Consider the following 24,089-nt stretch of genomic DNA (forward strand, 5'->3'; position numbering starts at 1 on the left):
CGGACAGACCCAATGAACAATCTGGAAATCATCCTCGCAATCGGGATGTTCACCGCGATCGTGCTGGCCCTCGTCGTCTTCATTCTGATGGCGCGCGCACGGCTGGTCTCAAGCGGCGATGTCACGATCGATATCAATGGTGAGCACAAACTGACGGTGCCGGCGGGCGGCAAGCTGCTGCAAACCCTCGCCAATCACAATATCTTCCTGTCGTCCGCCTGTGGCGGCGGTGGCACCTGCGCGCAATGCAAGTGCATCGTCGAAGAAGGCGGCGGCGAAATGCTGCCCACCGAAGAGTCGCACTTCACCAAGCGCCAGCGTGGCGAAGGCTGGCGCCTGTCGTGCCAGACCCCGGTCAAGCAGGACATGAAGGTCGAAGTGCCGGAAGAGGTCTTCGGCGTCAAGAAATGGGAGTGCACCGTCGAGTCCAATCCCAACGTGGCGACCTTCATCAAGGAACTCACGCTGCGCCTGCCGGATGGCGAGAGCGTCGACTTCCGCGCTGGCGGCTATGTGCAGCTCGAATGCCCGCCGCACGTCGTGAATTACAAGGATTTCGACATCGAAGAGCGCTTCCATGGCGACTGGGACAAGTTCGACCTGTGGCGCTTTGTCTCCAAGGTGGATGAAACCGTCATCCGCGCTTACTCTATGGCCAATTACCCGGAAGAAGAGGGCGTGGTGAAGTTCAACATTCGTGTTGCCTCGCCGCCGCCGAATCGTGATGACATCCCGCCGGGGCAGATGTCCTCGTGGGTGTTCGGCTTGAAGCCGGGCGACAAAGTCACCGTGTACGGTCCGTTCGGTGAATTCTTTGCCCGCGAGACCGATAACGAAATGGTGTTTGTGGGCGGGGGTGCCGGCATGGCGCCGATGCGCTCGCACATCTTCGACCAGCTCAAGCGTCTCAAGAGCACACGCAAGATCACTTTCTGGTACGGCGCGCGCTCCCTGCGCGAGACCTTCTATGTCGACGAGTTCAACAAGCTGCAGGAAGAGAATCCGAACTTCACCTGGCATCTGGCCTTGTCCGATCCCTTGCCCGAAGACAACTGGACGGGCTACACCGGCTTCATCCATAACGTGCTCTACGAGAACTATCTCAAAGATCACCCGGCGCCGGAAGACTGTGAGTTCTACATGTGCGGCCCCCCGATGATGAACTCGGCGGTGATCAACATGCTGGTCGATCTCGGTGTCGAACGTGAAAACATCATGCTCGACGACTTCGGTGGTTGATCGAGTCGGCAGACGGACGAGGAGCGCGAGATGAGTATTTTCGTTGTGACCTTTGCGGTCATTCTCTTTGTGGTGCTGGCGATGGCGATCGGTGTCATCGCCGGTCGCAAGCCGATTGGTGGAAGTTGTGGCGGGATGGGTGCGGTGGGGCTCGAATGTGAGGCCGGCTGTGCCAAACCCTGTCCGAAGCGACGCGCTCGCATGAAAGCGCAGGCGGAAGGAAAGGAATAAAGCATGCTGCGTTCGTTGAAAGTCAAAGATTATATGACGCGGGATCCGCTGTCGTTTTCACCCCAGATGGAAGTACTGAAGGCCGTTCATCAATTGCTGACCCATCACCTGAGTGGTGCGCCAGTGGTTGATGAGGCGGGCAAAGTGGTGGGTTTCCTGTCTGAAAAGGACTGCCTCAAGGCTGCGCTCAACGCGACCTATTACGAGGAGTTTGGCGGTCAGGTAAGTCAGTTCATGTCGTCACCGGCGATCACCATCGACGTCGAGTCCACCTTGACCGATGCCGCCGAGATGTTCGTGACCAAGGCCCATCGCTGCTATCCGGTGATGGATGATGGTCGTCTGGTTGGGCAATTGTCGCGTCACAACACCTTGGCTGCGCTTGAGCGGCTTTGGTAGGCCTCGCTTGATCCCTTCCGGGCGTATACGCCCGGAAGGGTGTTTTCTGATACTCGCCCGCCGCCTGTGTGGTCCGCTCAAAGGCCATTCCAGTCTTGGGCGAGTTTTTCATTGCTCAGTCTGGGGTGGCGGAGCCAGGTACGGTTCCGGTTGGACGCGGCCGCCATGGCGCGTGTACTTGGCTGGTTTGTCGCGGTGAGCGCGCTGACTTTCCGTTGAGGCAGGTCGTCACCATGCCGCGTGTTTCTTGCTGCGGTGCCGCCGCTCTGAGCGACCCCTCTGAAGCGTGAGTCGAGCGGGGTAGGCGCGATGATTTCGACCGCCTGGATCGGGATCTTGGTGGGAATTGGCGAGAAGCCTCGCTCGCTGGCCGCGCATGCACAATGCAAGCGATTTCGCAGCAACGCAATTGCAGCAAAAGCGGTTTGACCGCAGGGCCTGAAACCGATATTATCGCGGCCCTGTGGTGAGGAGACGTGGCCGAGAGGTCGAAGGCACTCCCCTGCTAAGGGAGCATACCGTCAAAAGCGGTATCGAGGGTTCGAATCCCTCCGTCTCCGCCACCCACAGTGCTTTACGGCGTTTATTCTTCATCGTATAATCGCTGGCTTCGCGGTTGCGCTCGTAGCTCAGTTGGATAGAGTACCTGGCTACGAACCAGGGGGTCGTGGGTTCGAATCCTGCCGAGCGCGCCATATCGAACAAGTAATAAAAAAGCGAAAAGGCCGCGTCCAGCGCGGCTTTTTTAGTCCGGAACGAAGGTCATCACCTGACGCCGGCAACGCGCTCGTAGCTCAGTTGGATAGAGTACCTGGCTACGAACCAGGGGGTCGTGGGTTCGAATCCTGCCGAGCGCGCCAGTTTTGATAAAGGGCATCTCATCGAGATGCCCTTTATTGTTTCTGAAACCTGTATTTCCTTGTTTACACGTTTGATATTCTTCAGGCGGTTTGCCTACTGCTCATCCATCCGGAAGCGGGGCACTCGCCGAATGAAAAGCGTTGCCCGTGGGGACGCTTGTGCGCCGTCCGTTGTGTCTTGAAACCCGGGTGTGTACGTCGCCTGACTGAGCGATTAGGATCGTCAGAGCGCGTCTTGCCACGCCAGCTGCGCGGCAAGCGATGCACAACCAAGGTGGAAACCGATCACATGACGCAATCGACTGCCGCGCCGCTGCGGCGCAAGTCACGTACAGGCCCCCGCGGTCGCGCGGTGGCGCCCCAGGCGCTCGCTGCCGTCGAGGCGTTGCTCGGCCAGCGCTCGCGCAGCCGCGATCAGCTCATCGAGCATCTGCATTGCCTGCAAGACCACTTCGGGCATATCTCGCTGGCGCATCTGCGCGCGCTGGCCGAGTGGATGAACCTGCCCATGGCCGCGGTGTACGAAACCGCGAGTTTCTACGCGCATTTCGATCTGATTCGCGAGGATGACGCTCTACCGCCGGCGCAGACGGTGCGCGTGTGCGACTCGCTGTCATGTCAGCTTGCCGGTGCGCAGGCGCTGCGTAGTGCGTTGTCGAGCGGCCTGGATGCGGCCGACGTGCGGGTGATTCGTGCGCCCTGCATGGGACGTTGCGACGTGGCGCCGGTGCTTGAGGTGGGGCACCGGCACCTTGGTCAGGCCAGCGTCGCTGCGGTTCAGGCGCTGCTCGACTCGGGTGAGCTCGACCCTGAGCCCATTGTCTGGCCGCGTCTGGCGGACTATCAGGCGGAAGGGGGCTATGCGCTGCTGGGCGCGCTCCGCACGGGTAAGGTGTCGGTCGATGCGCTCTGCGATCTGCTTGAGCGTGCAGGCCTGCGTGGTCTGGGCGGCGCGGGCTTCCCGACTGGGAAAAAGTGGCAGTTCGTCCGAGCCGAGCCGGCGCCGCGCTACATGGTCATCAATGCCGATGAAGGCGAGCCGGGCACGTTCAAGGATCGCTACCACCTCGAACAGGCGCCCCATCAGTTTCTCGAAGGTGCGTTGATCAGTGCGACGGCGATTGAAGCCTGCGCGCTCTATATCTACTTGCGTGACGAGTATCCCGGTTTGCGCGCCGTGCTGCGCTCGGCGATTGCTGAACTCGAAGCCACCGGCCTGGTGGCGCCGGGCTTCATCGTGCTGCGCCGAGGCGCGGGCGCCTACATTTGCGGTGAAGAGTCGGCGCTGATCGAGTCGCTGGAAGGCAAGCCGGGCAAGCCGCGACACCGCCCGCCCTTTGTGGCACAGGTGGGTTTTTTTTGTCGACCGACGCTGGTGAACAACGTCGAGACGGTCTTCTGGATTCCGGCGCTGTACGCGAAGGGCGCGGCGTGGTTTGCCAGTCAGGGGCTGCGCGGTAGGCAAGGCCTGCGCAGCTTTTCGGTGTCGGGCCGTGTCAAGAAGCCGGGGGTGCATCTGGCGCCGGCCGGCATCACCTTGAGCGAGCTGGTGGACGAATACTGCGGAGGCATGGCTGACGGACACACCTTGCTGGCCTACCTGCCCGGGGGCGCGTCGGGGGGCATCTTGCCGGCCTCGAAAGCGGACCTGCCGCTGGACTTCGACACCTTGCAGCCGCACGGCTGTTTCATCGGCTCGGCCGCCGTCATCGTGGTGTCGGATCAGGATGATCTGAGAGCCATTGCCAAGAACCTGATGGCCTTCTTTGCAGACGAATCCTGCGGCCAGTGCACGCCGTGCCGGGTGGGTACCGAAAAGATGCTGGCCTTGCTGGAAGCAGAGGCGTGGGATGCGACAGTGCTGCGCCGGCTCGCCCAGGTGATGCAGGATTCATCGATCTGCGGCCTCGGACAGGCGGCCCCCAACCCGGTCATCAGCTTGCTGACGTATTTCCCGACGGATCTGGCGCGGCAAGGTGTGCAGATCCGCGAAGCGGGAGACGCCTGATGCGCCAACCCACGCAAGACGATACTGTGTCCGCGGCCTTTGAACTGAGCCTCGACGGCGTGATGGTCGAGGCCTCACCCGGCGAGACCTTGTGGCAAGTCGCCAAGCGCGCAGGCGAGCATATTCCGCACCTGTGCTTCAAGGACGCGCCGGGCTACCGTGCCGACGGCAACTGCCGCGCCTGCATGGTTGAAATTGAAGGTGAGCGCACGCTGGCCGCCAGTTGTATCCGCGAAGCCAGACCTGGCATGGTGGTGAAAAGCGCCACCTCGGCGCGCGCTCAGGTGTCGCGCGAGGGGGTCATGGAATTGCTGCTGATCGATCAGCCCGATCGTGAGCTCAGCCCGGATCGCGCCAGTCACTTCTGGAAGACGGTCGATCAGCTCGACATGGACGCCGCCTCGGTGCGCGCCCGCTTGCCACATCGCGCGCCCGACGTGTCGCGGCAAGACGCCACCCACGCCGCCATGCGCGTCAATCTGAACGCCTGCATCGACTGCAATCTGTGCGTGCGTGCCTGCCGCGAAGTGCAGGTGAATGATGTGATCGGCCTGGCCTATCGCGGTGCGGCGTCCAAGGTGGTGTTCGATTTTGACGACACCATGGGCGCGAGCACCTGTGTGGCCTGCGGCGAGTGTGTACAGGCCTGCCCGACGGGCGCCTTGATGCCGTCCACCCTGATCGACGCCGAGGGGCGCGGTGACTCAGCCTCGGCCGACCGGCAGGTGGACTCGGTATGCCCGTATTGCGGAGTGGGCTGTCAGCTCACCTATCATGTCAAGGACGACCGCATCCTGTTTGTCGAAGGGCGTAACGGCCCGTCAAACGCCGGGCGCCTGTGTGTGAAGGGCCGCTTCGGCTTCGACTACCCGAATCACCATGCGCGGCTCACGCGGCCGTTGATCCGCCGCGCCGGCGTCGCGAAGGGCATGGACCCGGATTTCGACCCGGCCAATCCGCTCACCCATTTTCACGAAGCCAGTTGGGACGAAGCGCTGGATGTCGCCGCCAAGGGGCTGATCGCGCTACGCGATACCCACGGCCCGGACGCGCTTGCCGGCTTTGGCAGCGCCAAGTGTTCCAACGAAGAGGCGTGGCTGTTTCAGAAGCTGGTGCGCACCGGCTTTGGCTCCAATCATGTCGACCACTGCACACGGTTGTGCCACGCCAGTTCCGTGGCGGCGCTGATCGAGTGCATTGGCTCGGGTGCGGTCACGGCATCCTTCATGCAGGCGCTGGAGGCCGACCTCGTGGTACTGATCGGCTGCAACCCCGAGGCCAACCACCCGGTCGCCGCCACCTATTTCAAGCAAGCCGCCAAGCGTGGCACCAAGATCATCAGCCTCAACCCGCGCGGCCAGACGCTGGGTGGCTATGCCCACCGAACGGTGCGCTTCACGCTGGGTGCCGATGTGGCCTTGCTCAACGCCATGCTCAATGTAATCGTGGCCGAGCGACTTTACGACGCCGACTACATCGCCGCGCACACTGAGGGCTTCGAGGCGCTCAAGGCGCATGTCGCGCCAATCACACCCGAGACCATGTCGGCCGTCTGTGGCATTGCGCCCGACGAGATCCGCGACATCGCCCGCCTGTACGCCAACGCCGAGCGTGCCATGATCTTCTGGGGTATGGGCGTGTCGCAGCACACCCACGGTACCGACAACGTACGCTGCCTCATCTCGCTGGCGCTGGCCTGCGGCCATGTCGGCAAACCGGGCACCGGGCTGCATCCGCTGCGCGGCCAGAACAATGTGCAGGGCGCCTCCGACGCCGGCCTGATCCCGATGATGCTACCGGACTACCAGCGCGTCGGCGATGCGCAGCTGCGCGCCGCTTTCGAGGAACTGTGGAACACTCCGCTGGCCGACAAGCCGGGCCTGACGGTGGTCGAAATCATGGACGCGATTCTCGCCGGCACCATCTGCGGCATGTACATCATGGGCGAAAACCCGGCCATGTCCGATCCCGATCTCGATCACGCGCGCGCCGCGCTCGCCACGCTCGAACACCTTGTGGTGCAGGACATCTTCGTGACCGAAACCGCGCAGTTCGCCGATGTGATCCTGCCGGCCTCGGCCTGGTCCGAAAAGGACGGCACCGTCACCAACACCAACCGTCAGGTGCAGATGGGCCGCGCCGCCGTGCCGTTGCCTGGCGAGGCAAAAGCCGACTGGTGGATCACCCAGGAGATCGCGCGTCGCTTCGGACTGGATTGGCGCTACACCCACCCGCGCGAGGTGTTTGCCGAGATGGGGCAGGGCATGGGGTCGCTGGCCAACATCAGCTGGGACCGACTGGAACGCGAAGGCTCGGTAACCTACCCATGTCCGGCCGATGACGCCCCGGGGCTGGACGTGGTGTTTGGTGACCGCTTCCCGACCGCCAGCGGCCGCGCCCGCTTCTCGCTGGCTGCGCTGCTGCCGCCCGATGAACCGGTGGATGATGACTACCCCACGATACTCACCACCGGACGCCAGCTTGAACACTGGCATACCGGCTCGATGACGCGCCGTGCAAGGGTGCTCGATGCGCTGGAGCCTTCGGCCGTGGCCATGCTCGCGCCTGGCGAACTACAGCGGCTGGGTTTGCGCGAAGGCGAGATGCTGACCATCACCACGCGCCGCGGCCATATTTCGCTGGCCACGCGGATAGATACGGCGCTGCCTGACGGCATGGTGTTTGTACCTTTCTGCTACAGCGAGGCCGCGGCCAATGTGCTGACCAACCCGGCGCTCGACCCCTTCGGCAAGATTCCCGAATTCAAATACGCCGCCTGTCGCCTGAGCGTGCCGCCCCCGCTCGCGCCGGACTGACCCGCCGCGCGCATTGCAGACCCACGCATCGGACGGGTAGCAGGCGTTTGCTGTCTTGGGCCGCCGGACGTGGATGGCATGGGCGACGGTCTTGAGCGCCAGCCACGGGCGGTGCTGTCGAGCGCTTGGTCGACGAGGCAGATGGTTAGCTGACCCCCGACGGCGGCAGTTGAACTGCGACCGGCCACCAATGACTAATGGACCACTGACGGACGATGATCCTGCTCCGGCCCGCATTCGGCATGGCCCTGCCCGCGGGTGTGGCGCGGGCCGACAAAAGGGAGAGCCATGATCGATTTCGACGCGCTGCCGCTCGCCATCAATGTTGCGGTGTTTCTGGCCATGGGGGTGTTGATCGGTATCGGCGGATGGCGCCTGGCGAATGTGGCGGCGCGCATTGCCCGATGCACCGGCCTTGGCGAGGCCGTGACCGGGGCGCTCTTCCTCGGCGCCGCCACGTCGCTGCCCGGTTCGGTCACGTCGATGACCGCGGCTGCCGGCGGCCACGCCGAGTTGGCGGTGGCCAATGCGCTCGGCGGCATCGCCGCGCAGACGGCATTCCTGGCCATTGCCGATCTGGCCTATCCGCGCGCCAACCTCGAACATGCCGCCGCCTCGGCAGCCAACATCATGCAGGCTGCGATGCTGGTGAGCCTGCTCGCACTGATCTTGGTGGCGATGACCACGCCCGAGATCTCGCTATGGAGTGTGCACCCGGTATCGGTGCTGTTGCCGATGGCGTATGTCTATGGGCTGCGACTGGTGTCCTCGGCGCACCAGCGGCCGATGTGGTTGCCCGAGCAGACCGAGGAGACGCGTTGCGAGACCCCGCGGATACGCCTGCGCTTTGCCGGCATGTCACGCCTGTGGACCGAGTTCGCGCTCCTCGCTGGCCTGGTCGGTGCCGCGGGCTGGGCGCTGGCGGGCAGCGCCATCGCGCTTGGGCGACAGACCGGCATCAACGAGTCTGCGGTCGGTGGCGTGTTCACCGCGGTGACCACGTCCTTGCCTGAGCTCGTCACGGCGATTGCTGCCGTGCGACAGGGGGCACTCACGCTGGCGGTCGGGGACATCATCGGCGGTAATGTCTTCGACACCTTGTTCGTGGCCGTCTCTGACCTGTTCTACCGCTCAGGGTCCATCCTGCATGCGGTCAGCGACCGGCAGGTTTTTCTGGTCAGCGTGGCGATCCTGCAGTCCGGCGTGTTGTTGATGGGCCTGCTGTATCGCGAGAAGCGCGGTCTGGCGAACATCGGCTTCGAGAGCGTGTTCGTGCTGGTGGCCTATGTCGCCACCGTGGTGTTCATGTTCAGCATGTAGGCGTCGCCGGGGCGCATGTCGGAGGCAACGGGCGCCGACGCAATTCTGCCGGTCGGTGGGGCTCAATCGCCCAGATGTACCGCGATCACGCCCCGCAAGGCATTGCCGACCCACAGCCGGGTGGCGCGGGCAAGGTCGTCCCGGGTCAGGTGGCGCTCGCGTGCGAAGCCTTCGCGCAATGCCCGTTGCCGGCAGACGCCGGCCAGCAGACCGGCGGCCAGGGGCGGGGTGACAATTTGCCCATCGATTTCCACGAACACACTGCTGCGCGCACCTTCTGCCAGTTGACCGCGCTCATTGAAGAACAATGCATCGAAATGGCCGCGGGCGATCGCCGCCTTGAGCTGCCGGTCGTAGATCGCGCGGGCGGTGGTCTTGTGTGCCAGCAGCGGGTTGCCGCTGTCGAGCGTTTCGTCGGCCAGGCAGACGGTCTGAGGGCCCGCCAGCGGTGCCAGCGGTTCGGTGGCAAGGTCGAGGTCGCCGGCGTGGCCGAGGCTCAGGCGCATGCGGTGCTCGCCACGGAGCGGCGCAGTGGCGGCGTCGAGCGCGGCGCGCACCGTGTCGAGTTTGCAGGGCATGCCGAGGGCCGACGCCGAGCGGGCGAGGCGGGCGAGGTGGTCGTCGCGCCAGGGGATGGTCTGGCCATCGAAGCGCAGGGTTTCGATCAGGCGCAGGTCGCCGGGGAGGCAGTCGAGGAAGGCCTGCTTGAGGCGGCATTCGGCCCACTCGTCGCGGGCCACGGAGTCGTCGACGATGCCGCTGCCGGTGTGACTGCGCAGCGCGCCGTTGGCAGCGATGTCGAGAGTGCGGATCGGCACGTTGAACTGGAAGTCGCCGTGCGGGGCGATCCAGCCCATCGCGCCGCAGTACACGCCGCGCGGGCTGCCTTCGAGCTCCCGGATGATCTGCATGGCGCGGATCTTCGGCGCTCCGGTGACCGACCCGCAGGGGAAGAGGGCGCGGAAGATCTCGGCGAGGCCCGCCCGCACCGGCGCGGCGGTGACGGTGGAGGTCATCTGCCAGACGGTGCGGTAGGCCTCGGCTTCAAACAGCGTCGGCACGCTCACGCCGCCCGGGGGGGCGAGCCGCCCGAGGTCGTTGCGCAGCAGGTCGACGATCATCAGGTTTTCGGCGCGGTTCTTTTCGCTCGCGGTTAGCGCGCTTGCCGGCGCATCAATCGGCGCCGTGCCTTTCATGGGCTTGCAGGTGAGCGTGTGGCCGCGGCGGGCGACGAACAGTTCTGGCGAGCGGCTCATGAGCGCGCCGTCGGCATGGAGAATCAGCGCGCCGTAGCGCACCGGCTGCGCCTGGCGCAGCTTGCGGTAGAGTCGCCAGGGGTTGCCGTAGGCGCGGCCGTGGCTTGGGAAGGTGAAGTTGGTCTGGTAGCAGTCGCCGTCGAGGATGTAGCGTTTGATGCGCTCGACCGCGCGCAGGTAGTCGGTCTCTGAGAGTCCGGTCTGGCGGTCCATGAGGCCGGTGGCCTGGCCGTCGTCATGGGTCGCGAGCCAGGCGTCGCAGGCGCTGTCGTCGAGTTCGGCACACTGGGCAAACACCCAGGCGCGCAGCAGCGGCGTGGGGCTGGCCGGGCGCAGCGGCGCAAGCCGGGGCTCGAGCGCGTAGCCCAGCTCGTACGCTGCGGCGAGTGCGACCCAGTGGCCGGTCGCGGTGGCGGACTCGATGCGGGCAAAGGCAGCGTCGAGCCCTTGCGGGGCGTCGCAGACGATGGTGTCGATCAGGCCGTGCAGCCGGCGGGCGCGTTGTTCGACAAGGTTGTCGTCGAACAGCGCGACAGGCTCACGGGAGGCGAAGGAAAGCATCCGGAGCGGGCGGGGTCAGGCGAACAGCTTGAGAACCGCGTCCAGACCGCTGTAATTGAGGCTGCAGTCGGCGTGGGCGCGCAGCACCGGTTTGGCCTTGAAGGCGACACCAAAGCCGGCCGCGCGGAACATGGGCAAATCGTTGGCTCCATCGCCGGCGGCCATTACGCGCTCGGCGCTCAGGTCGAGCTGATTGCGGATGCGAATGAGGTGGTCGGCCTTGGCCTGGGCGTCGACGACCGGGCCGCAGACGCGACCGGTGAGCTTGCCGTCGGCGCGTTCGAGCGTGTTGGCGTAGGCGTGGTCAAAGCCGAGGTCGGCCTTGAGGCGTTCGGTAAAATAGGTGAAACCGCCCGACACCAGCACGGTGACAATGCCGGCAGCTTTGAGTGCGCTGATCAGTTCGCGCGCACCGGGGTTGAGTTGCAGCCGCTCGCGAAACACGGTGTCGAGTGCGCTGGCGTCCAGGCCTTCGAGCAGGGCGACACGGCGATTGAGTGATTCGCGAAAATCGATCTCGCCGCGCATGGCCGCTTCGGTGATCTCGGCGACCTGGTCTTTCTTGCCGCATTGGTCGGCGATCTCGTCAATGCACTCGATGTCGATCAGTGTCGAATCCATGTCGGTGACGAACAGGCCGAAGTCGGTCAGGCGTCGGCCGGTCGGCACAAAGGCGAAGTCCACGCCAGCCGCGTCACAGAGCTCGGCGACGCCGTCGCGGCGCTGTGTGTCGACCAGGCGGAAGGCGCTGGCGTCGATTTGTTCGATGGCCCGCGCACCACTGTGGCGGGCCAGATTTTTCAGCACTGGCGTTTCGATGTCGGTGCCAAGCACAACAAGATTCATTGAGGCGAGGTCCGGGTCGGCAAGGTGGTGCGCAGAATGTCGCGGGCGTGGCGCAGCATGTCGACCGTGGTCTCCCAGCTCACGCAGGCGTCGGTGACCGAGCAGCCGTACTTGAGCTGCGACAGATCGGTCGGGATCGACTGGTTGCCGGCTTCGATGAAGCTCTCGATCATCGCGCCGACCACCGAGCGGTTGCCTTCGCGGATCTGGTGAACCACGTCGCGCAGCACCAGCGGCTGGTATTCGGGGTTCTTCCAGGAGTTGGCGTGCGAGCAGTCGACCACCACGTTTTGCGCCAGCTTGGCTTTGGCCAGCGCCTTCTCGGCGAGGTTGACCGACACGGTGTCGTAGTTCGGCCGGCCACCGCCACCGCGCAGCACCACATGCCCGTAGGGGTTGCCGCGGGTGCGCAGGATGGCCGAACGACCCTGGCCGTTGATGCCGAGGAAACTGTGGCGATTGGCGGCCGAGACGATGCCGTTGATGGCGGCGTCGAGCGAGCCGTCGGTGCCGTTCTTGAAGCCCACTGGCGTCGACAGACCCGAGGCCATTTCGCGGTGAGTCTGCGATTCGGCGGTGCGGGCGCCGATGGCGGTCCAGGCGATCAGGTCGCCGTAGTATTGCGGGGCGATCGGGTCGAGGGCTTCGGTGGCGCAAGGCAAGCCGACTTCGTTCACGTCGAGCAGAAACTGGCGGGCCTTCTGCATGCCTTCGTCGATGCGGAAGGAGTCGTTCATGTAGGGGTCGTTGATATACCCCTTCCAGCCCGTGGCGGTGCGCGGTTTCTCGAAATACACGCGCATCACCAGCATCAGCGTGTCGGAGAGCTCGTCGGCAAGTGCCTTGAGGCGGCGGGCGTAGTCCAGGCCGGCGACGGGATCGTGAATCGAGCAGGGGCCAACCACCACAAACAGGCGGGGGTCTTCGCGATCCAGGATGGCCTGCAGGGCGCGGCGGCCTTCGAGTACCGTTGCGGTAGCCGCGTCGGTCAGCGGCACCTGTGCCTTCACCTCTTCCGGCGAGGGCATGTGGTCTTGCGCGATGATGTTAAGGTTTTCTGTCTGGGCGACGGTCATGGTGCGCTCTTTCCAGGCGGCGAAAAACGGGTAGTTTACTGCGTTTGCGGGCGATTCGTCAGATGGGAAAACCTCAAGGCGTTTGTCATCCGACAAAGGGCTTGCGGGCGGTGGTCGAAAAGTTGGGCTGTAAACGAAAAAGACCGTCTTTCGACGGCCCGTTTCGGGTGTTGCGGCGCGTGCAGATTCAGACGTTGCCGACAAACTCGCCGCGTGCCGGGTAGTGGTTCTTGAGTACGAAATCCATCGCACCCAGCAACTCGGAAAACAGCGGACGGGCGAAGGGCATGGTCTGCACGGCGCCGTAGTACAGGGTGCCGTCCGGGCGCACAAAGAACAGGCCGGGCTCGCTGAACAGGCTGGGCTCTTCGATGCCGATGGAGGTCTTGCCGCGGCTGGCCGAGATGTACAGACCCCAATTGCGGGCGACGGCCAGCGGCAGGTCGTAGCCAAAGCGCAGGTGATTGGCCTGAACCTTGTCGGCCATGGCCTGGGCGCGCTCCTGGTTGTCGCTCGAAATGGCGATGGTCTTGACGCCACGCTCGGCAAACTCGGGGGCCAGACGCTCCAGTTCCATCAGGTATTTGGCGCAGATCGGGCAGTGCAGGCCGCGATAGAAGGCCACCATGGTGAAGGTGTCGGCCTTGTCGGTGGCGATATCGAAGGGGACTCCGGCGAGCGTGGCAACCTTCAGTTCGGGGACGGCTTGGCGGGGAACGAGCATTTTTTGGACTCCAGCGAGAGATTCGATGCTTGGAGTATTGCGTACGATATGCAACACTTTGTCCGTAAATGTTTGCAGAGCGTACAAATTTATGCCAACAGCACCTCGCCTCGATCGCCTGACTTCCCTCCTGACCGGCTTGATGCCGCGCATTCAGATCCGTCATCTGGGCGATCTGGCCGATGCCGCGACAGTGGCCAGCGATGCCGCCGATTGCCTGCACTTGCATCTGGTGGTGGCCGGCAGTGTCGAGTTCGATAGCCGCGACGGCACACAAACGCTGAGCGCGCCGGCGATTGCGGTGTTTCGCAACGATCAGGCGCATGGCCTGCGGCCGCTTGACGATGCGCCGTGCCGGGTGTTTTGCGCCGAGGCGTTTTTTGATGGCCCGGCCGCGCCGCTGTTGCTCGAAGCCTTTGACACGCCGCTGTTTTTGCCGATGACGGCGGCGATGCCGGGGCTCACACAAACCATCGGGCTCATCGCGCTCGAAGTCGAGTCGCCGCGTTGTGGCGGGGGTGTGTTGTTGAGCCGCGCCGGCGAGATTTTGCTGATCGGTCTGCTGCGTCATCTGCTGTCGAATCAGATTCTGCCGCGCGGCGTGCTCGCCGGGCTGGCCGACCCCGGCCTGGCGCGGGCGTTGGTGGCGGTGCATACGCAGCCGGCCGCGCCGTGGTCACTAGAGGCCATGGCCGAAACGGCGGGCGTGTCGCGTACCACCTTTGCCGAACGCTTTCGCGACAGCCTCGGCATCACGCCGCGGCGCTATTTGAATGCCTTTCGGTTGACCATTGCCCGACGCGAGATTGCCGCCGGGCGTGGCCTCAAGCGGGCGGCGCAGGCCGCGGGCTACGAGAGCCCGGCGGCGCTGTCGCGGGCCTTGTCGCGCGTGGCCAACGAGGTGGCGTCGTAATCTGCTGCCTGATCAGGTGATCAGTTTCAGCAGTTCTTTGACCGCGGCGGCGCGCTGCTTGACCGTCGGCGCGAGGATCTTGCAGATCAACCGATCCTGCCCGGCCATGCGGGTGTTGCGGTCTTTCTGGATCAACCCGATGACCTTCATCGGGTCGATCGGCGCGGCCACGCCAAACTGGATGCTCAGCTGGCTTTCCGACACATCCAGCTTCACCACATCCATATCCTTGAGCATCACGCGCAGGCGGTGCGTCTCCAGCAGCGCCAGGGTTTGCGGCGGCATCTCGCCGAAGCGGTCGATCAGCTCTTCTTGCAGCTCGCGCAGCTCGTCTTCGGTGTCGGTGTTGGCCAGGCGCTTGTAAAGCGTAAGGCGCTCCTGCACGTCGGCGCAGTAGGCGCTGGGCAGCAGGGCGGGGCTGTGCAGATTGATTTCCGACACCACATCCAGCGGTTTGGTCAGGTCTGGCTCGCGCCCGGCCTGCAGGTCACGCACCGCGCGCTTGAGCATCTCGGTGTAGAGCGAAAAGCCGATCTGCTGGATCTCGCCCGACTGGTTTTCGCCCAGCACTTCGCCCGCGCCGCGGATCTCCAGGTCGTGCATGGCGAGAAAAAAGCCCGAGCCCAGGTCTTCCATCTGCGTGATGGCTTCGAGCCGCTTTTGCGCCAGTGCGGTCGGCTTGGCGTGCGCGTCGGTGAGCAGGTAGGCGTAGGCCTGGTGGTGCGAGCGCCCGACCCGGCCGCGCAGCTGGTGTAATTGCGCCAGGCCGAAGCGGTCGGCGCGGTTCATGATGATGGTGTTGGCGGTCGGGATGTTGATGCCGGTTTCGATAATGGTGGTGCACAACAGCAGGTTGGCGCGCTGCTGGGTGAAGTCGCGCATCACGCGCTCCAGCTCGCGCTCGGGCAACTGGCCGTGGCCGACCACGATGCGCGCCTCTGGCAGCAGCTCGGTGAGTGAGTCGCGCACGTTCTCGATGGTGTCAACTTCGTTGTGCAGGAAGTACACCTGCCCGCCGCGCTTGAACTCGCGCAGCACCGCCTCGCGGATGATGCCCTTGCTCCAGCGCTGCACGAAGGTCTTGATCGACAGCCGCTTCTGCGGCGCGGTGGCAATCACCGAGAACTCGCGCAGCCCCTCCAGCGCTAGGCCCAGCGTGCGCGGAATCGGCGTGGCGGTGAGGGTGAGGATGTCCACCTCGGCGCGCAGTTGCTTGAGCGATTCCTTCTGACGCACGCCAAAACGGTGCTCTTCGTCGATGATCACCAGCCCAAGGCGCTTGTACTGCACGTCTTTTTGCAGCAGGCGGTGGGTGCCGATGATGATGTCCACCTTGCCCTCGTCCAGCTCCTTGAGCGCCTGCGTTTGTTCCTTGGCGCTCTTGAAGCGCGACAGCTCGGCGATCTTGATCGGCCAGTCGGCAAAGCGGTCGGCAAAGGTCTGGTAGTGCTGCTCGGCCAGCAGCGTGGTGGGGCACAGCACCACCACCTGCTTGCCGTCGGCCACCGCGATGAAAGCGGCGCGCAGGGCGACTTCCGTCTTGCCGAAGCCCACATCGCCGCACACCAGCCGGTCCATCGGCCGGCCGGACTGCATGTCCTTGATCACCGCGTCGATGGCCGCTTGCTGGTCGGCGGTTTCCTCAAAGCCGAAGGCCTCGGCAAAGGCGTCGAGGTCATGCGTCTTGAAGCTGAACTTGTGGCCGGTGCGCGCGGCGCGCTGGGCATACAGCGCCAGCAACTCGGCGGCGGTGTCGCGCACCTGCTGGGCGGCCTTCTTCTTGGCCTTGTCCCACTGGCCAGAGCCCAGCCGATGCAGGTCGACCGCCTCGGGGTCGGCGCCGGCGTAGCGGGTGATCACATGCAACTGCGACACCGGCACATACAGCTTGTCGTTGTTCGAATATTCCAGATGCAGAAATTCGGTGTCGCCTTCGCCCAGGTCCATGTGCACCAGGCCAAGGTAGCGCCCCACGCCGTGCGACACATGCACCACCGGGTCGCCAATTTTCAGCTCCGACAAATCCCGCAGCCAACCCTCGACGGTGGCCTTGCGCCCGCCATCGCGGCGGCGCTGGGTGCGTGCGGTGTTAGCGTACAGCTCGGTCTCGGTGAGGATGGCCAGCTTCGCCTCGGGCAGGATAAAGCCGCGCGTCAGCGGGCCGGCCGACAGGCACAGTGGCGCATCGCTGCTCAGGAAGCTCGCCAGGTCGTCGCTGGGCGTGTAGGCCAGGTCGTACTCGGCAAAGTACTCCGCCATGGTCTCGCGCCGGCCGGCCGATTCGGCCAGCACCAGCACCCGGCCGTCAAAGCCGTCCAGCCAGCGCTTGAGCGCCTGCAGCGGATCATTCGCCTTGCGCTCGACCGCCACGGTGGGCATCGTCGTGCTCGCCACTTCGCCCTCGCGCGGTGCGCCAATCTGCAAGCGCGGGTGGTCGGCCAGCCGCGAGAAAAACGCCTCCTGATCCAGAAACAGCGCCCGCGGCGCCATCACCGGTCGGCTGCGGTCGCCCTTGAGCAAGTCGTAGCGTGACTGTGTATCGCGCCAGAAGTCGGCAATCGCCGTCGGCACATCGCCATGCAGCAACACCCGGCAAGCCGTCGGCAGGTAATCAAACAGCGTAGCCGTGTCTTCAAAAAACAGCGGCAGAAAATACTCCACGCCCGCCGAAGCGATGCCGTTCGACACGTCTTTGTAAATGGACGCCCGGCTCGGGTCGCCCTCAAAGGTCTCGCGGAAGCTGCTGCGAAAGCGTGTGCGGCCTGCCTCGTCGAGCGGAAATTCCCGCGCCGGCAAGAGGCGAATCTGATCCACCGGATACACCGTGCGCTGGGTGTCCGGGTCGAAGGTGCGGATGGTGTCCACATCGTCGTCGAACAGATCAATGCGGTAAGGCAGCGTCGAACCCATCGGAAACAGATCGATGATGCCCCCGCGCACGCTGTATTCGCCCGGGCTTACCACCTGCGTCACATGCGCATAACCCGCCAGCGTCATCTGTTCGCGAAACGCATCCCCATCCATCCGCTCGCCGCGCTTCACAAAAAAGGTATGCGCCGCCAGAAAGCTCGGCGGCGCCATGCGATAAAGCGCCGTCGATGCCGGCACCAACACCACATCCGCCTCGCCGCGCGTCACCGTATACAAGGTCGCCAGCCGCTCGGAGACCAGATCCTGGTGTGGCGACAGCGCGTCGTAGGGCAGCGTCTCCCAGTCCGGCAACACACACACCCGCAGCTCCGGCGCAAACCACAGGATCTCGTCCCGCAGCCGCTGCGCATCGATCGGATTCGCCACCACCACGACCTGCATCGTGTCAGTGCCCAGCGCAGAGATTGCCAAGGCGTCGGAAGAGCCGGCGAGCGCGGGCAGATCGACGCGGTGGCCGGGTTTGGCGGCGGGGAGGGCGGCGAGGGAGGGGAGCAGGGGGTGTGGGACGGGCATGCGGGGCGAAGACGTTTGGGGGCGGGGCGTTGATTATACGGGAGCCGATGCCCAGCGATTGCCGGGACGATGGCGTTGACCGAGCTCAATCGAGAACGGTATGCGCGTGGCCACGGTAGCGGCTAACTCTGGTCGGCTGGACGTGGTTCACGTGGCAGGAGATGTCGGGAAATTTTACGGAGGTGGATGCAGGTATGTTTTGTCGTAAGGGTAACCGTATGTAGTAAATAGACATTCTTCTTTGGGCATCTTTCTTGCATAATGCGATCGGTTTTCAAGGGGCCGATCGAAGCATAGACGTGCCGTCTGGAGAAATTAATGCATCGCAAAAAATTTGGAAGTGTTCGCCGATCTTTGCCGGCTATTAGCTTGTTTGTGGCCAGCTTTGGCATATCGCCTTTACCTACCTACGCAGTGACAATGGATGTGTTGGGTGTCGATGGTAGCGACGGTGTCAATGGTAGTGGAGGCACGAACGGTGGTAGCGCAACCGCCACGCTTCCGCTTAACAATGACAACACCAGTAGTGCGAAAGCAACTGGTGGTCAAGGCGGGTGGGCCGGTGACAAGTATCTGGGCGTTGGGGTGATCAATGGTCAGCCGAGCGTTCTTGGAAGTGGTGGCGATGGCGGTTCGGCGACTGCAGACGGGAACTCCACCGTGTTGTCGGGCAGCGCCTCGGTTCTTGGCCAGGCGACAGGTGGCGCGGGTGGCGTGGCGGCAGGGGTCGGGTACGACGGTGGCGAGGGCGGAGATGCCAGCGCGAAGGCGCGGGGTATGTCTGGTGGAAACGGGTCGTACTACGGTGTGGCCGCCCGCGCGGTTGGTGGTTCGGGGGGCAGCAGCTACTTTGGCGATGGCGGAAACGGCGGGAGTGCCGTTGGTGCGTCGTCGGGGCATTTCGTTGGCTTTGGCAATGCCAGCCTTATCAACGAGGTTGTCGGCGGTGCTGGCGGTACTGCGAGCTATGGCAGCGGTCGGGGGGGCGATGGCGGGGTCGCCTCGATTGGCTCAACCTATGGGCAACAAGGTTCCGGACACCTCAGCGTCAGGACTGATGCTATCGGTGGTAACGGTGGATCCGGCTATTCGGGTGCATCGGGCGGAAATGGCGCGGACACAAGCATTGTTGATGGTGCGCGAGGGTCATCTAATAACTCGCTGTCGTTGTCGCAGTTTGCCAAAGGTGGCGACGGCGGCTACTCCGAGAACGCGTTCGCAGGAAATGGTGGTGATGCGCTATCCCGGCTGGTTCAGACCTTCTGGCCCTATAGTGAGCGTAGCGTTTCAGGGGTTGTTACGGCATCGGGTGGGCGAGGCGGAACCACGAGTACGGGGGCTGCCGGCAACAGCGGAAACGCAACCGCCTATATCTCCATCGGCACAGATCACTTCGGTTCGACTGCGCGGGCAACCGCCCGGGCCATCTCACCCAGCACCCCGTGGGTCGTGGGTGGGAAGGCCAATGCCGATGCTTCTGCCAGCTCGCGCGGTGTTGGCTTTGCAGAGGCCAGCGCATATGCGGCAGGGAATGGTGGCCACGCCAATGCGTCGAGTATGACCAATCACTCCTTCGAGGTTGGCAGCGGCACCGCACGCAGATATATCCACCCGGTGATCAAGGCAGGAGCAAGCGCGCAGGTTGGCGAGAATACGGCGAATGCCTCTGATGTGGCGCAGCAGGTCAATAGTGTTGCCATGACCGGATTTTCCGGAGGTGCCTCGAAAGTGCTGCCAAATCTGTCCGGCGGCAGCAACGGCATTGAAGCGTTTTCTTATGCTGACGGGTTGCTGGCCAGCGGCCAGTTCGACAGCCTGGTCAATGGCCATAATGCAATCAAGGCGTCGTTTGTCGCGGGCGCGGAGCGCCGCATGATTGGCACTGGCGTAATCGGCGCGAACTACAGCGAGTTTGCAACTGGGCAACGTACCTACACTGGGAGTGCGCAGTATTCGTACACTTTCGATCAGGCGACCGATGTACTGCTTGGGTTGATGGATTTTTCTGGTTATGACGCATTAAATCCGATGGCTCTGGATTTTTCGATAGCAAACGCCGGCCAAACAATGTTTTCTCGTAGTTTCATCACTTTGTCCGATGCCCGTGGTTTCTTCGTCAACAATGCGATCAACCTTGGCTCGTTTGTGGGGCAAGTTGATCTGGCCATCAACTTTTCGCTCACTGCAGATGTATCGCAGGGTGCCGCGTTCAGCTACCTGCTTGCTGCCGGATCTGCGACGATTGCGCCGGTGCCGGAGCCAAGCCAGTTCGCGATGTTGCTCGCGGGTTTGGCCGTTGTTTCCTTGACGGTTCATCGGCGCGTGCGCAGGCCTTGAAGGATTCGGAGGCCGGGCGCCGCCGTGTTTGGCTCGGCCTGTTATAGAAGGCGCCCTCGACTGAGGGCGTTTTCGTTTGAGCACCTCGAATTTGTGGTGCCTGCGCTGGGCGTTCACCAGAGTTCAGGCAGACAGGGCGAGCCCGGTCAAGCGAGATGTGGCGGGCGCTGCCGGGCGCTCAGGTGCGCAGCGCCGGCAGCGTGTCGCCGCGCACGACGAACTGCAGCGCGAGCCCGTTGTTACAGTAGCGTTTGCCGGTGGGTTGGGGGCCGTCGTCAAATACATGGCCTTGGTGGCCGCCGCAGCGCGCGCAGTGGTACTCGGTGCGCGGCCAGATCAGCTTGTAGTCGCGCTCGGTGTTGACCGCGCCGGTCAGCGGCTGCCAGAAGCTCGGCCAGCCGGTGCCGCTGTCGTATTTGGTGGCGCTGTCGAACAGCGGGAGGTAGCACGCCGCGCAGACATAGGTGCCGTCGCGCTTCTCGTGGTTCAGCGGGCTGCTGCCGGGCGGTTCGGTGTTGTCCTCGAAGAGGACCGCGTAGGCCGGGCGGGGCAGTAGTTTGGCCCATTCCTCTTTGGGTTTCATCAAGGTGGGGCCCGCCGTGCCTGCCGCCCCGGCGACGCGATGTCCGCCGAGCGAGAGTAGGGCGGCTGCCAGCAGGGTTTGGAGCGATTGACGTCGGTTCATGCTTTGCCTCTCTTGGGTGGTGCGCGAGTGTGTGCAGCATTCAGCCGGCCGACGGGACGCCGGGCCGGGCGTGCGCCTGTGGTACTTCGCCACTACCTGTCTATTCGACAACGCCTGCGGAACAAAATTCGCCCGGCGCCTGCACTCAGGGCTTGTGTCGGACCCCCGGCCGGACGTTTGTCTCGCCGTTCGACGGACGCTTCTTGCCGTCCGGCAGGGTCGGGCCTAAATTGGAATCTCCCAATCGAAGGGAGAAGGCATGAATCGATTCCTTAACGCGTTGCTCACCGTACTGTTCGCCTTCGGCAGCCTATCGGCAGTCGCTTGCACAGGAGACAAGGCCAAGGACGACACCGGCGGCATGAGCACGCTATCGCAGCCGAAGAAGTAGGCTCCGCCGGAGCCGAATCGACAAGGGCCGGTCATGCCGGCCCTTTCCTTTCTTTTAACCAACCTCGGCGTCAGTGTTTGAAATACGACGTCTCAGCGTTAAAAATCCTTCTTGTTGCCGCGCGCCGGCCAACATGCGGGCGGGAATGTGCGTTGGATCATGCATGGCTCGATCGACGGTGGATGGCGCATTCTGGTCGTTGCATGATTGATCGACGACTCAGCCGCAGTGGCGGGTGCTTGGTCCCTGTGCGCAGTATTGGGGGCACGCACCGACTTTCAAACCAGACTCGAGGCCTCGATTTCATTCGCTGACCCGCCTGAGCGTATCGGTCGCTTGTGCGTGAAACGGGCCGCCAAGGCTGACCGCCCGCTCCGCCGCGCGACGGGCTTCGTCGCGGCGGCCCAGTTCAAGCAGCACCATGGCGAGGTTGTTGTAGGTGGCGGCATCCTGGTGGCGCTGCGCCGCGTCGTGGAACACCGCCGCGGCACCGGTTTTTCGCCCTGCGCATAGAGGGTGTTGCCGAGGCCCATGGCGAGCGTGAGGTTGTCGGGCCAGCGTGCCAGCGCTTGCTGGTAGGCACGTGCGGCGGCATTCGGCGGTGCATTGTGTTCGAACGCCACCAGTGCACGCGTGGCTTCGGATTCGGATGCGGTGGCCGGCAGTGACCCGGGCGGGGTGACGACGAAGGCCCAGCGTCCGCCGCGCTCCCAGGTATGTTCGAAGGTGGAGAAGGCGAGTTCCTGGCGCTTCATCGGGCCGGAGCGGAGCACTAAGTGGGCGGCGTCGAGGTCGTACCCGATGACTACGGCGTAATGCCAGGATGGCGTCCAGGACAGGCCGAGATTCTGGAACACCACCACCGGATTGCCATGATGGGTTACGCGCATGACGGCTTCGAGCGTGTCGAGAGCGTATGTCGCCACCGCGCCGCGGCCGCGCGGAGAATTTGGGATCAATTCTTGAATCCCAACATCCTTCGGGGGGCGTCGCGAAGATTTAACGCGAGAGAGTGTCGTAATTCAAGACCAGCCCCTCGGGGTGTGACGAATCAAGCAGGCATGCAAAACCCGCCCGGGGAGCGCTCGGGCAGGGCGGTGTGATAGGAAAGGCCCTCAGGTAGCCATGCGGCGACGGATCAGCCCGAGACTCCCCAGCCCGAGTAGCAGCAGGCTGGCCGGCTCGGGCACCGTCACTGGGTCCCCAAAGGCAATCGAGTCGATGTCAAAGCCGTCAGTGGTGTTACTGCCGGGATACTGAACCAGTGAGGCGTCCTGGATGTAGATGAACTCCCAAAAACCGGCGACGGTCAGGTCGGTGAGCGCGGCCGCCGGGTTGCCTCCGCCGTTGTTTACCGTGCCAGCGTACATGGTCGATGTGGCATCGAAATTTCCGAAGGCATCGGCCAGCGCCACAAACACGTCTGCCGCCTCATTAACGAGGCCGTCGTCGAAATCATGGATGGAGAACGTGCCGGTAAACGGCGTGGAGACCTGAAATACCGCAACCCCGGTGACACCGAGCGTGGGAATCCCCAGTGAGTACGCATGGCCGTCAGGTGCGCCCTGATTGACTTGAGTTGCATCGGTCTGCGCTGCAACGGCGCTGCAGCTCACACCGCTGCCGTTCCAGACGGGGTAGTTCGGGTCGCAATCGGCAAGGATGGGTGTGAGGGCGGCGTGGGCGCCGGTGGCGAGGCCAAGCAACGCGGCGAACATCAGGGGCCGAATACGACTCCTCATGAGGAATTCCTCCGTGTTGTTCCCGGAAGATCCCGGGTATATCCGTTTGCCAAGCAAGTTTCATGCGTAGGGCTCCAACGGCCGCCCTGACGCCGTGATCCCGCTGTTCGCCACGACTGAAGCGTTCTGGAGTGAAGACGAATGTCAATTTCATCGACATGGTGCGTATCTGCGTGCGGGACCCTTCGCAGTGGCACGCGGGGTCACCCATTAGCCTCCCCCATGCAATCGGGCACTCGGCGACAACATCAAACACCGGCCGCCGCGTCGCGCTGAAGAAGGTTGGCTGATGGTTTCGGGGGATGCCGCTGCTCTGCACAAGGACGTTCGAGTCACTGGCGCCGAGTCTGAAACCCTCCCTTCGGGTGCGGCGGGCATGTTGGTGGCGATTGTCTTTCCGGCATGCCAATTGCTGACCAAGAGCTGTGTTCAACACCGGCTGAGGCGCTCGCCATGACAATCCAATCCGGCATTGCCAATCCGGCCGCGACATGGCTGAACAGTTCTTCGCCGCTGGCGCGGACGGCGGTATCGGCAGAGACTGCCGGGGTTGCGGAAAATCTTGCCCAGCGGGTGAGCATTTCGCCGGCAGCGCGAGGCCTGCTGGCTGCCGAATCTGCGCAGAGAGCGTCGTCGGGTGGTGCAACCGCGGTCTTCGACACGACCCGCGGCGCGGTCGAGCTCGATATCAATGCGTATTTCACGCCCCCGGGAAGCGCCGACAGGGGGACGTATACACTGCCGCCGCTCCTGGTGCCGTCCCAAAATAACATCGACGCTCTGCGCAGGCATATCTCGGCGGCAATGCCGGATTTTTTGGCGCGGAACGGCATCCCGTTCGGACCGTCGAGTATGACCTACGATAGTGCGGGCAAGGTCCAGTTGCCCGCGGACTATCCGTACACCGATGAGTTTACCGCTGCGCTGGAGGGCAGCCCGGCAATGGCACGTGAGCTGCAGACCGTCAATGCGCTGACGTCGACCCTGGTGGAACTGAGAAAGAGCCTCCCGTTCGTGCAGGAATATGCCGCGGCATCGCCGGCCGAGGCTGGCGCCGTGGTAGCCAGATACAGTCAGCTGTTTTCGGGCAGCCGAACCTACGACACCATTGCCCTGGGTTTCTCGGCCGACGGCCGCTTGAGCCTGACAGCCAATGGCGAACCGGTGTTCCAGGGGGCGCTGGCGCACGCGCGCTCATGACACCGTCGGCGCCTGAAGCACCGTAGCATCGTTGCGTGTCC

General features: G+C 63.8%; 18 protein-coding genes and 3 tRNA genes. 13 read left to right on the forward strand and 8 right to left on the reverse strand.

Going from position 1 to position 24,089, the window contains the following annotated elements; all coding sequences use genetic code 11:
- The first annotated feature begins 12 nt into the window (after positions 1-12).
- From nqrF to FHP91_RS15655, 9 genes are all read left to right on the forward strand, one after another.
- Positions 13-1,239 (forward strand): NADH:ubiquinone reductase (Na(+)-transporting) subunit F, encoded by a 1,227-nt coding sequence (gene nqrF / locus FHP91_RS15615; protein ID WP_144310464.1) that lies wholly within the window; start codon positions 13-15, stop codon positions 1,237-1,239.
- A gap of 30 nt (positions 1,240-1,269) precedes the next feature.
- The gene (gene nqrM, locus FHP91_RS15620; protein WP_144176776.1) at positions 1,270-1,470 is read left to right on the forward strand and encodes a (Na+)-NQR maturation NqrM; all 201 of its coding nucleotides are present in this window, start codon (positions 1,270-1,272) and stop codon (positions 1,468-1,470) included.
- Positions 1,471-1,473: 3 nt separating this feature from the next.
- Positions 1,474-1,869: a CBS domain-containing protein gene (locus FHP91_RS15625; RefSeq protein ID WP_144310465.1), complete on the forward strand. Its 396-nt coding sequence runs from the start codon at positions 1,474-1,476 to the stop codon at positions 1,867-1,869.
- A 470-nt stretch (positions 1,870-2,339) separates the two neighbouring features.
- Positions 2,340-2,432 (forward strand) — tRNA-Ser (locus FHP91_RS15630).
- 55 nt (positions 2,433-2,487) lie between these two features.
- Positions 2,488-2,564, forward strand: a tRNA-Arg gene (locus tag FHP91_RS15635).
- 88 nt (positions 2,565-2,652) lie between these two features.
- Positions 2,653-2,729: transfer RNA gene (locus FHP91_RS15640), tRNA-Arg, on the forward strand.
- A gap of 289 nt (positions 2,730-3,018) precedes the next feature.
- Positions 3,019-4,737 (forward strand): NADH-ubiquinone oxidoreductase-F iron-sulfur binding region domain-containing protein, encoded by a 1,719-nt coding sequence (locus tag FHP91_RS15645; RefSeq protein WP_144310466.1) that lies wholly within the window; start codon positions 3,019-3,021, stop codon positions 4,735-4,737.
- Positions 4,737-7,553: a formate dehydrogenase subunit alpha gene (gene fdhF, locus FHP91_RS15650; protein WP_186301580.1), complete on the forward strand. Its 2,817-nt coding sequence runs from the start codon at positions 4,737-4,739 to the stop codon at positions 7,551-7,553. The genes FHP91_RS15645 and fdhF overlap by 1 nt, the downstream gene beginning before the upstream one ends.
- Positions 7,554-7,841: 288 nt before the next feature.
- Positions 7,842-8,873 (forward strand): sodium:calcium antiporter, encoded by a 1,032-nt coding sequence (locus FHP91_RS15655; protein ID WP_144310468.1) that lies wholly within the window; start codon positions 7,842-7,844, stop codon positions 8,871-8,873.
- Between the two features lie 62 nt (positions 8,874-8,935).
- Here the strand turns inward: FHP91_RS15655 and pabB are convergent, their stop codons facing one another.
- From pabB to FHP91_RS15675, 4 genes are all read right to left on the reverse strand, one after another.
- On the reverse strand, positions 8,936-10,690 hold the full coding sequence (pabB, locus tag FHP91_RS15660) for an aminodeoxychorismate synthase component I (RefSeq protein WP_144310469.1): 1,755 nt from the start codon (positions 10,688-10,690) through the stop codon (positions 8,936-8,938).
- A gap of 15 nt (positions 10,691-10,705) precedes the next feature.
- Entirely contained in the window at positions 10,706-11,536 is an 831-nt protein-coding gene (gene serB / locus FHP91_RS15665) for a phosphoserine phosphatase SerB (RefSeq protein WP_144310470.1), read from the reverse strand.
- Positions 11,533-12,612, reverse strand: coding sequence for a 3-deoxy-7-phosphoheptulonate synthase (locus FHP91_RS15670; RefSeq protein WP_144310471.1), 1,080 nt, complete (start codon positions 12,610-12,612; stop codon positions 11,533-11,535). The genes serB and FHP91_RS15670 overlap by 4 nt, the downstream gene beginning before the upstream one ends.
- 187 nt (positions 12,613-12,799) lie before the next feature.
- Positions 12,800-13,336: a peroxiredoxin-like family protein gene (locus tag FHP91_RS15675; protein ID WP_144310472.1), complete on the reverse strand. Its 537-nt coding sequence runs from the start codon at positions 13,334-13,336 to the stop codon at positions 12,800-12,802.
- Between the two features lie 91 nt (positions 13,337-13,427).
- Here FHP91_RS15675 and FHP91_RS15680 point away from each other — a divergent pair, with 91 nt between their 5' ends.
- Complete coding sequence (locus tag FHP91_RS15680) at positions 13,428-14,249, forward strand: AraC family transcriptional regulator (RefSeq protein WP_144310473.1); 822 nt, start codon at positions 13,428-13,430, stop codon at positions 14,247-14,249.
- A gap of 12 nt (positions 14,250-14,261) precedes the next feature.
- On the opposite strand, the gene mfd is transcribed toward FHP91_RS15680, so the two are convergent.
- Positions 14,262-17,693 carry a transcription-repair coupling factor gene (mfd, locus tag FHP91_RS15685; protein ID WP_144310474.1) on the reverse strand — a complete coding sequence of 1,144 codons (3,432 nt, stop codon included), beginning with the start codon at positions 17,691-17,693 and terminating at the stop codon, positions 14,262-14,264.
- Positions 17,694-18,011: 318 nt separating this feature from the next.
- Between mfd and FHP91_RS15690 the strand changes: the two genes are divergently transcribed.
- Positions 18,012-20,030, forward strand: coding sequence for a PEP-CTERM sorting domain-containing protein (locus FHP91_RS15690; protein ID WP_144310475.1), 2,019 nt, complete (start codon positions 18,012-18,014; stop codon positions 20,028-20,030).
- Positions 20,031-20,208: 178 nt separating this feature from the next.
- On the opposite strand, the gene msrB is transcribed toward FHP91_RS15690, so the two are convergent.
- Entirely contained in the window at positions 20,209-20,715 is a 507-nt protein-coding gene (gene msrB, locus FHP91_RS15695) for a peptide-methionine (R)-S-oxide reductase MsrB (RefSeq protein WP_144310476.1), read from the reverse strand.
- 259 nt (positions 20,716-20,974) lie between these two features.
- Between msrB and FHP91_RS21645 the strand changes: the two genes are divergently transcribed.
- The gene (locus tag FHP91_RS21645) at positions 20,975-21,106 is read left to right on the forward strand and encodes a hypothetical protein (RefSeq protein WP_281281803.1); all 132 of its coding nucleotides are present in this window, start codon (positions 20,975-20,977) and stop codon (positions 21,104-21,106) included.
- Positions 21,107-21,384: 278 nt separating this feature from the next.
- Here FHP91_RS21645 and FHP91_RS15700 read toward each other — a convergent pair whose 3' ends face one another.
- Both FHP91_RS15700 and FHP91_RS15705 read right to left on the reverse strand, forming a co-directional pair.
- On the reverse strand, positions 21,385-21,996 hold the full coding sequence (locus tag FHP91_RS15700; RefSeq protein ID WP_246116332.1) for a PA2778 family cysteine peptidase: 612 nt from the start codon (positions 21,994-21,996) through the stop codon (positions 21,385-21,387).
- Between the two features lie 225 nt (positions 21,997-22,221).
- A complete protein-coding gene (locus FHP91_RS15705; RefSeq protein ID WP_144310477.1) occupies positions 22,222-22,848 on the reverse strand; it encodes a PEP-CTERM sorting domain-containing protein in 627 nt (208 codons plus the stop codon).
- A 453-nt stretch (positions 22,849-23,301) separates the two neighbouring features.
- On the opposite strand from FHP91_RS15705, the gene FHP91_RS15710 reads away from it, so the two are divergent.
- Complete coding sequence (locus FHP91_RS15710; RefSeq protein ID WP_144310478.1) at positions 23,302-24,048, forward strand: hypothetical protein; 747 nt, start codon at positions 23,302-23,304, stop codon at positions 24,046-24,048.
- Positions 24,049-24,089 lie beyond the last annotated feature (41 nt).

Source organism: Denitromonas halophila (assembly GCF_007625155.1).
Taxonomy (GTDB): Bacteria; Pseudomonadota; Gammaproteobacteria; order Burkholderiales; family Rhodocyclaceae; genus Nitrogeniibacter; species Nitrogeniibacter halophilus.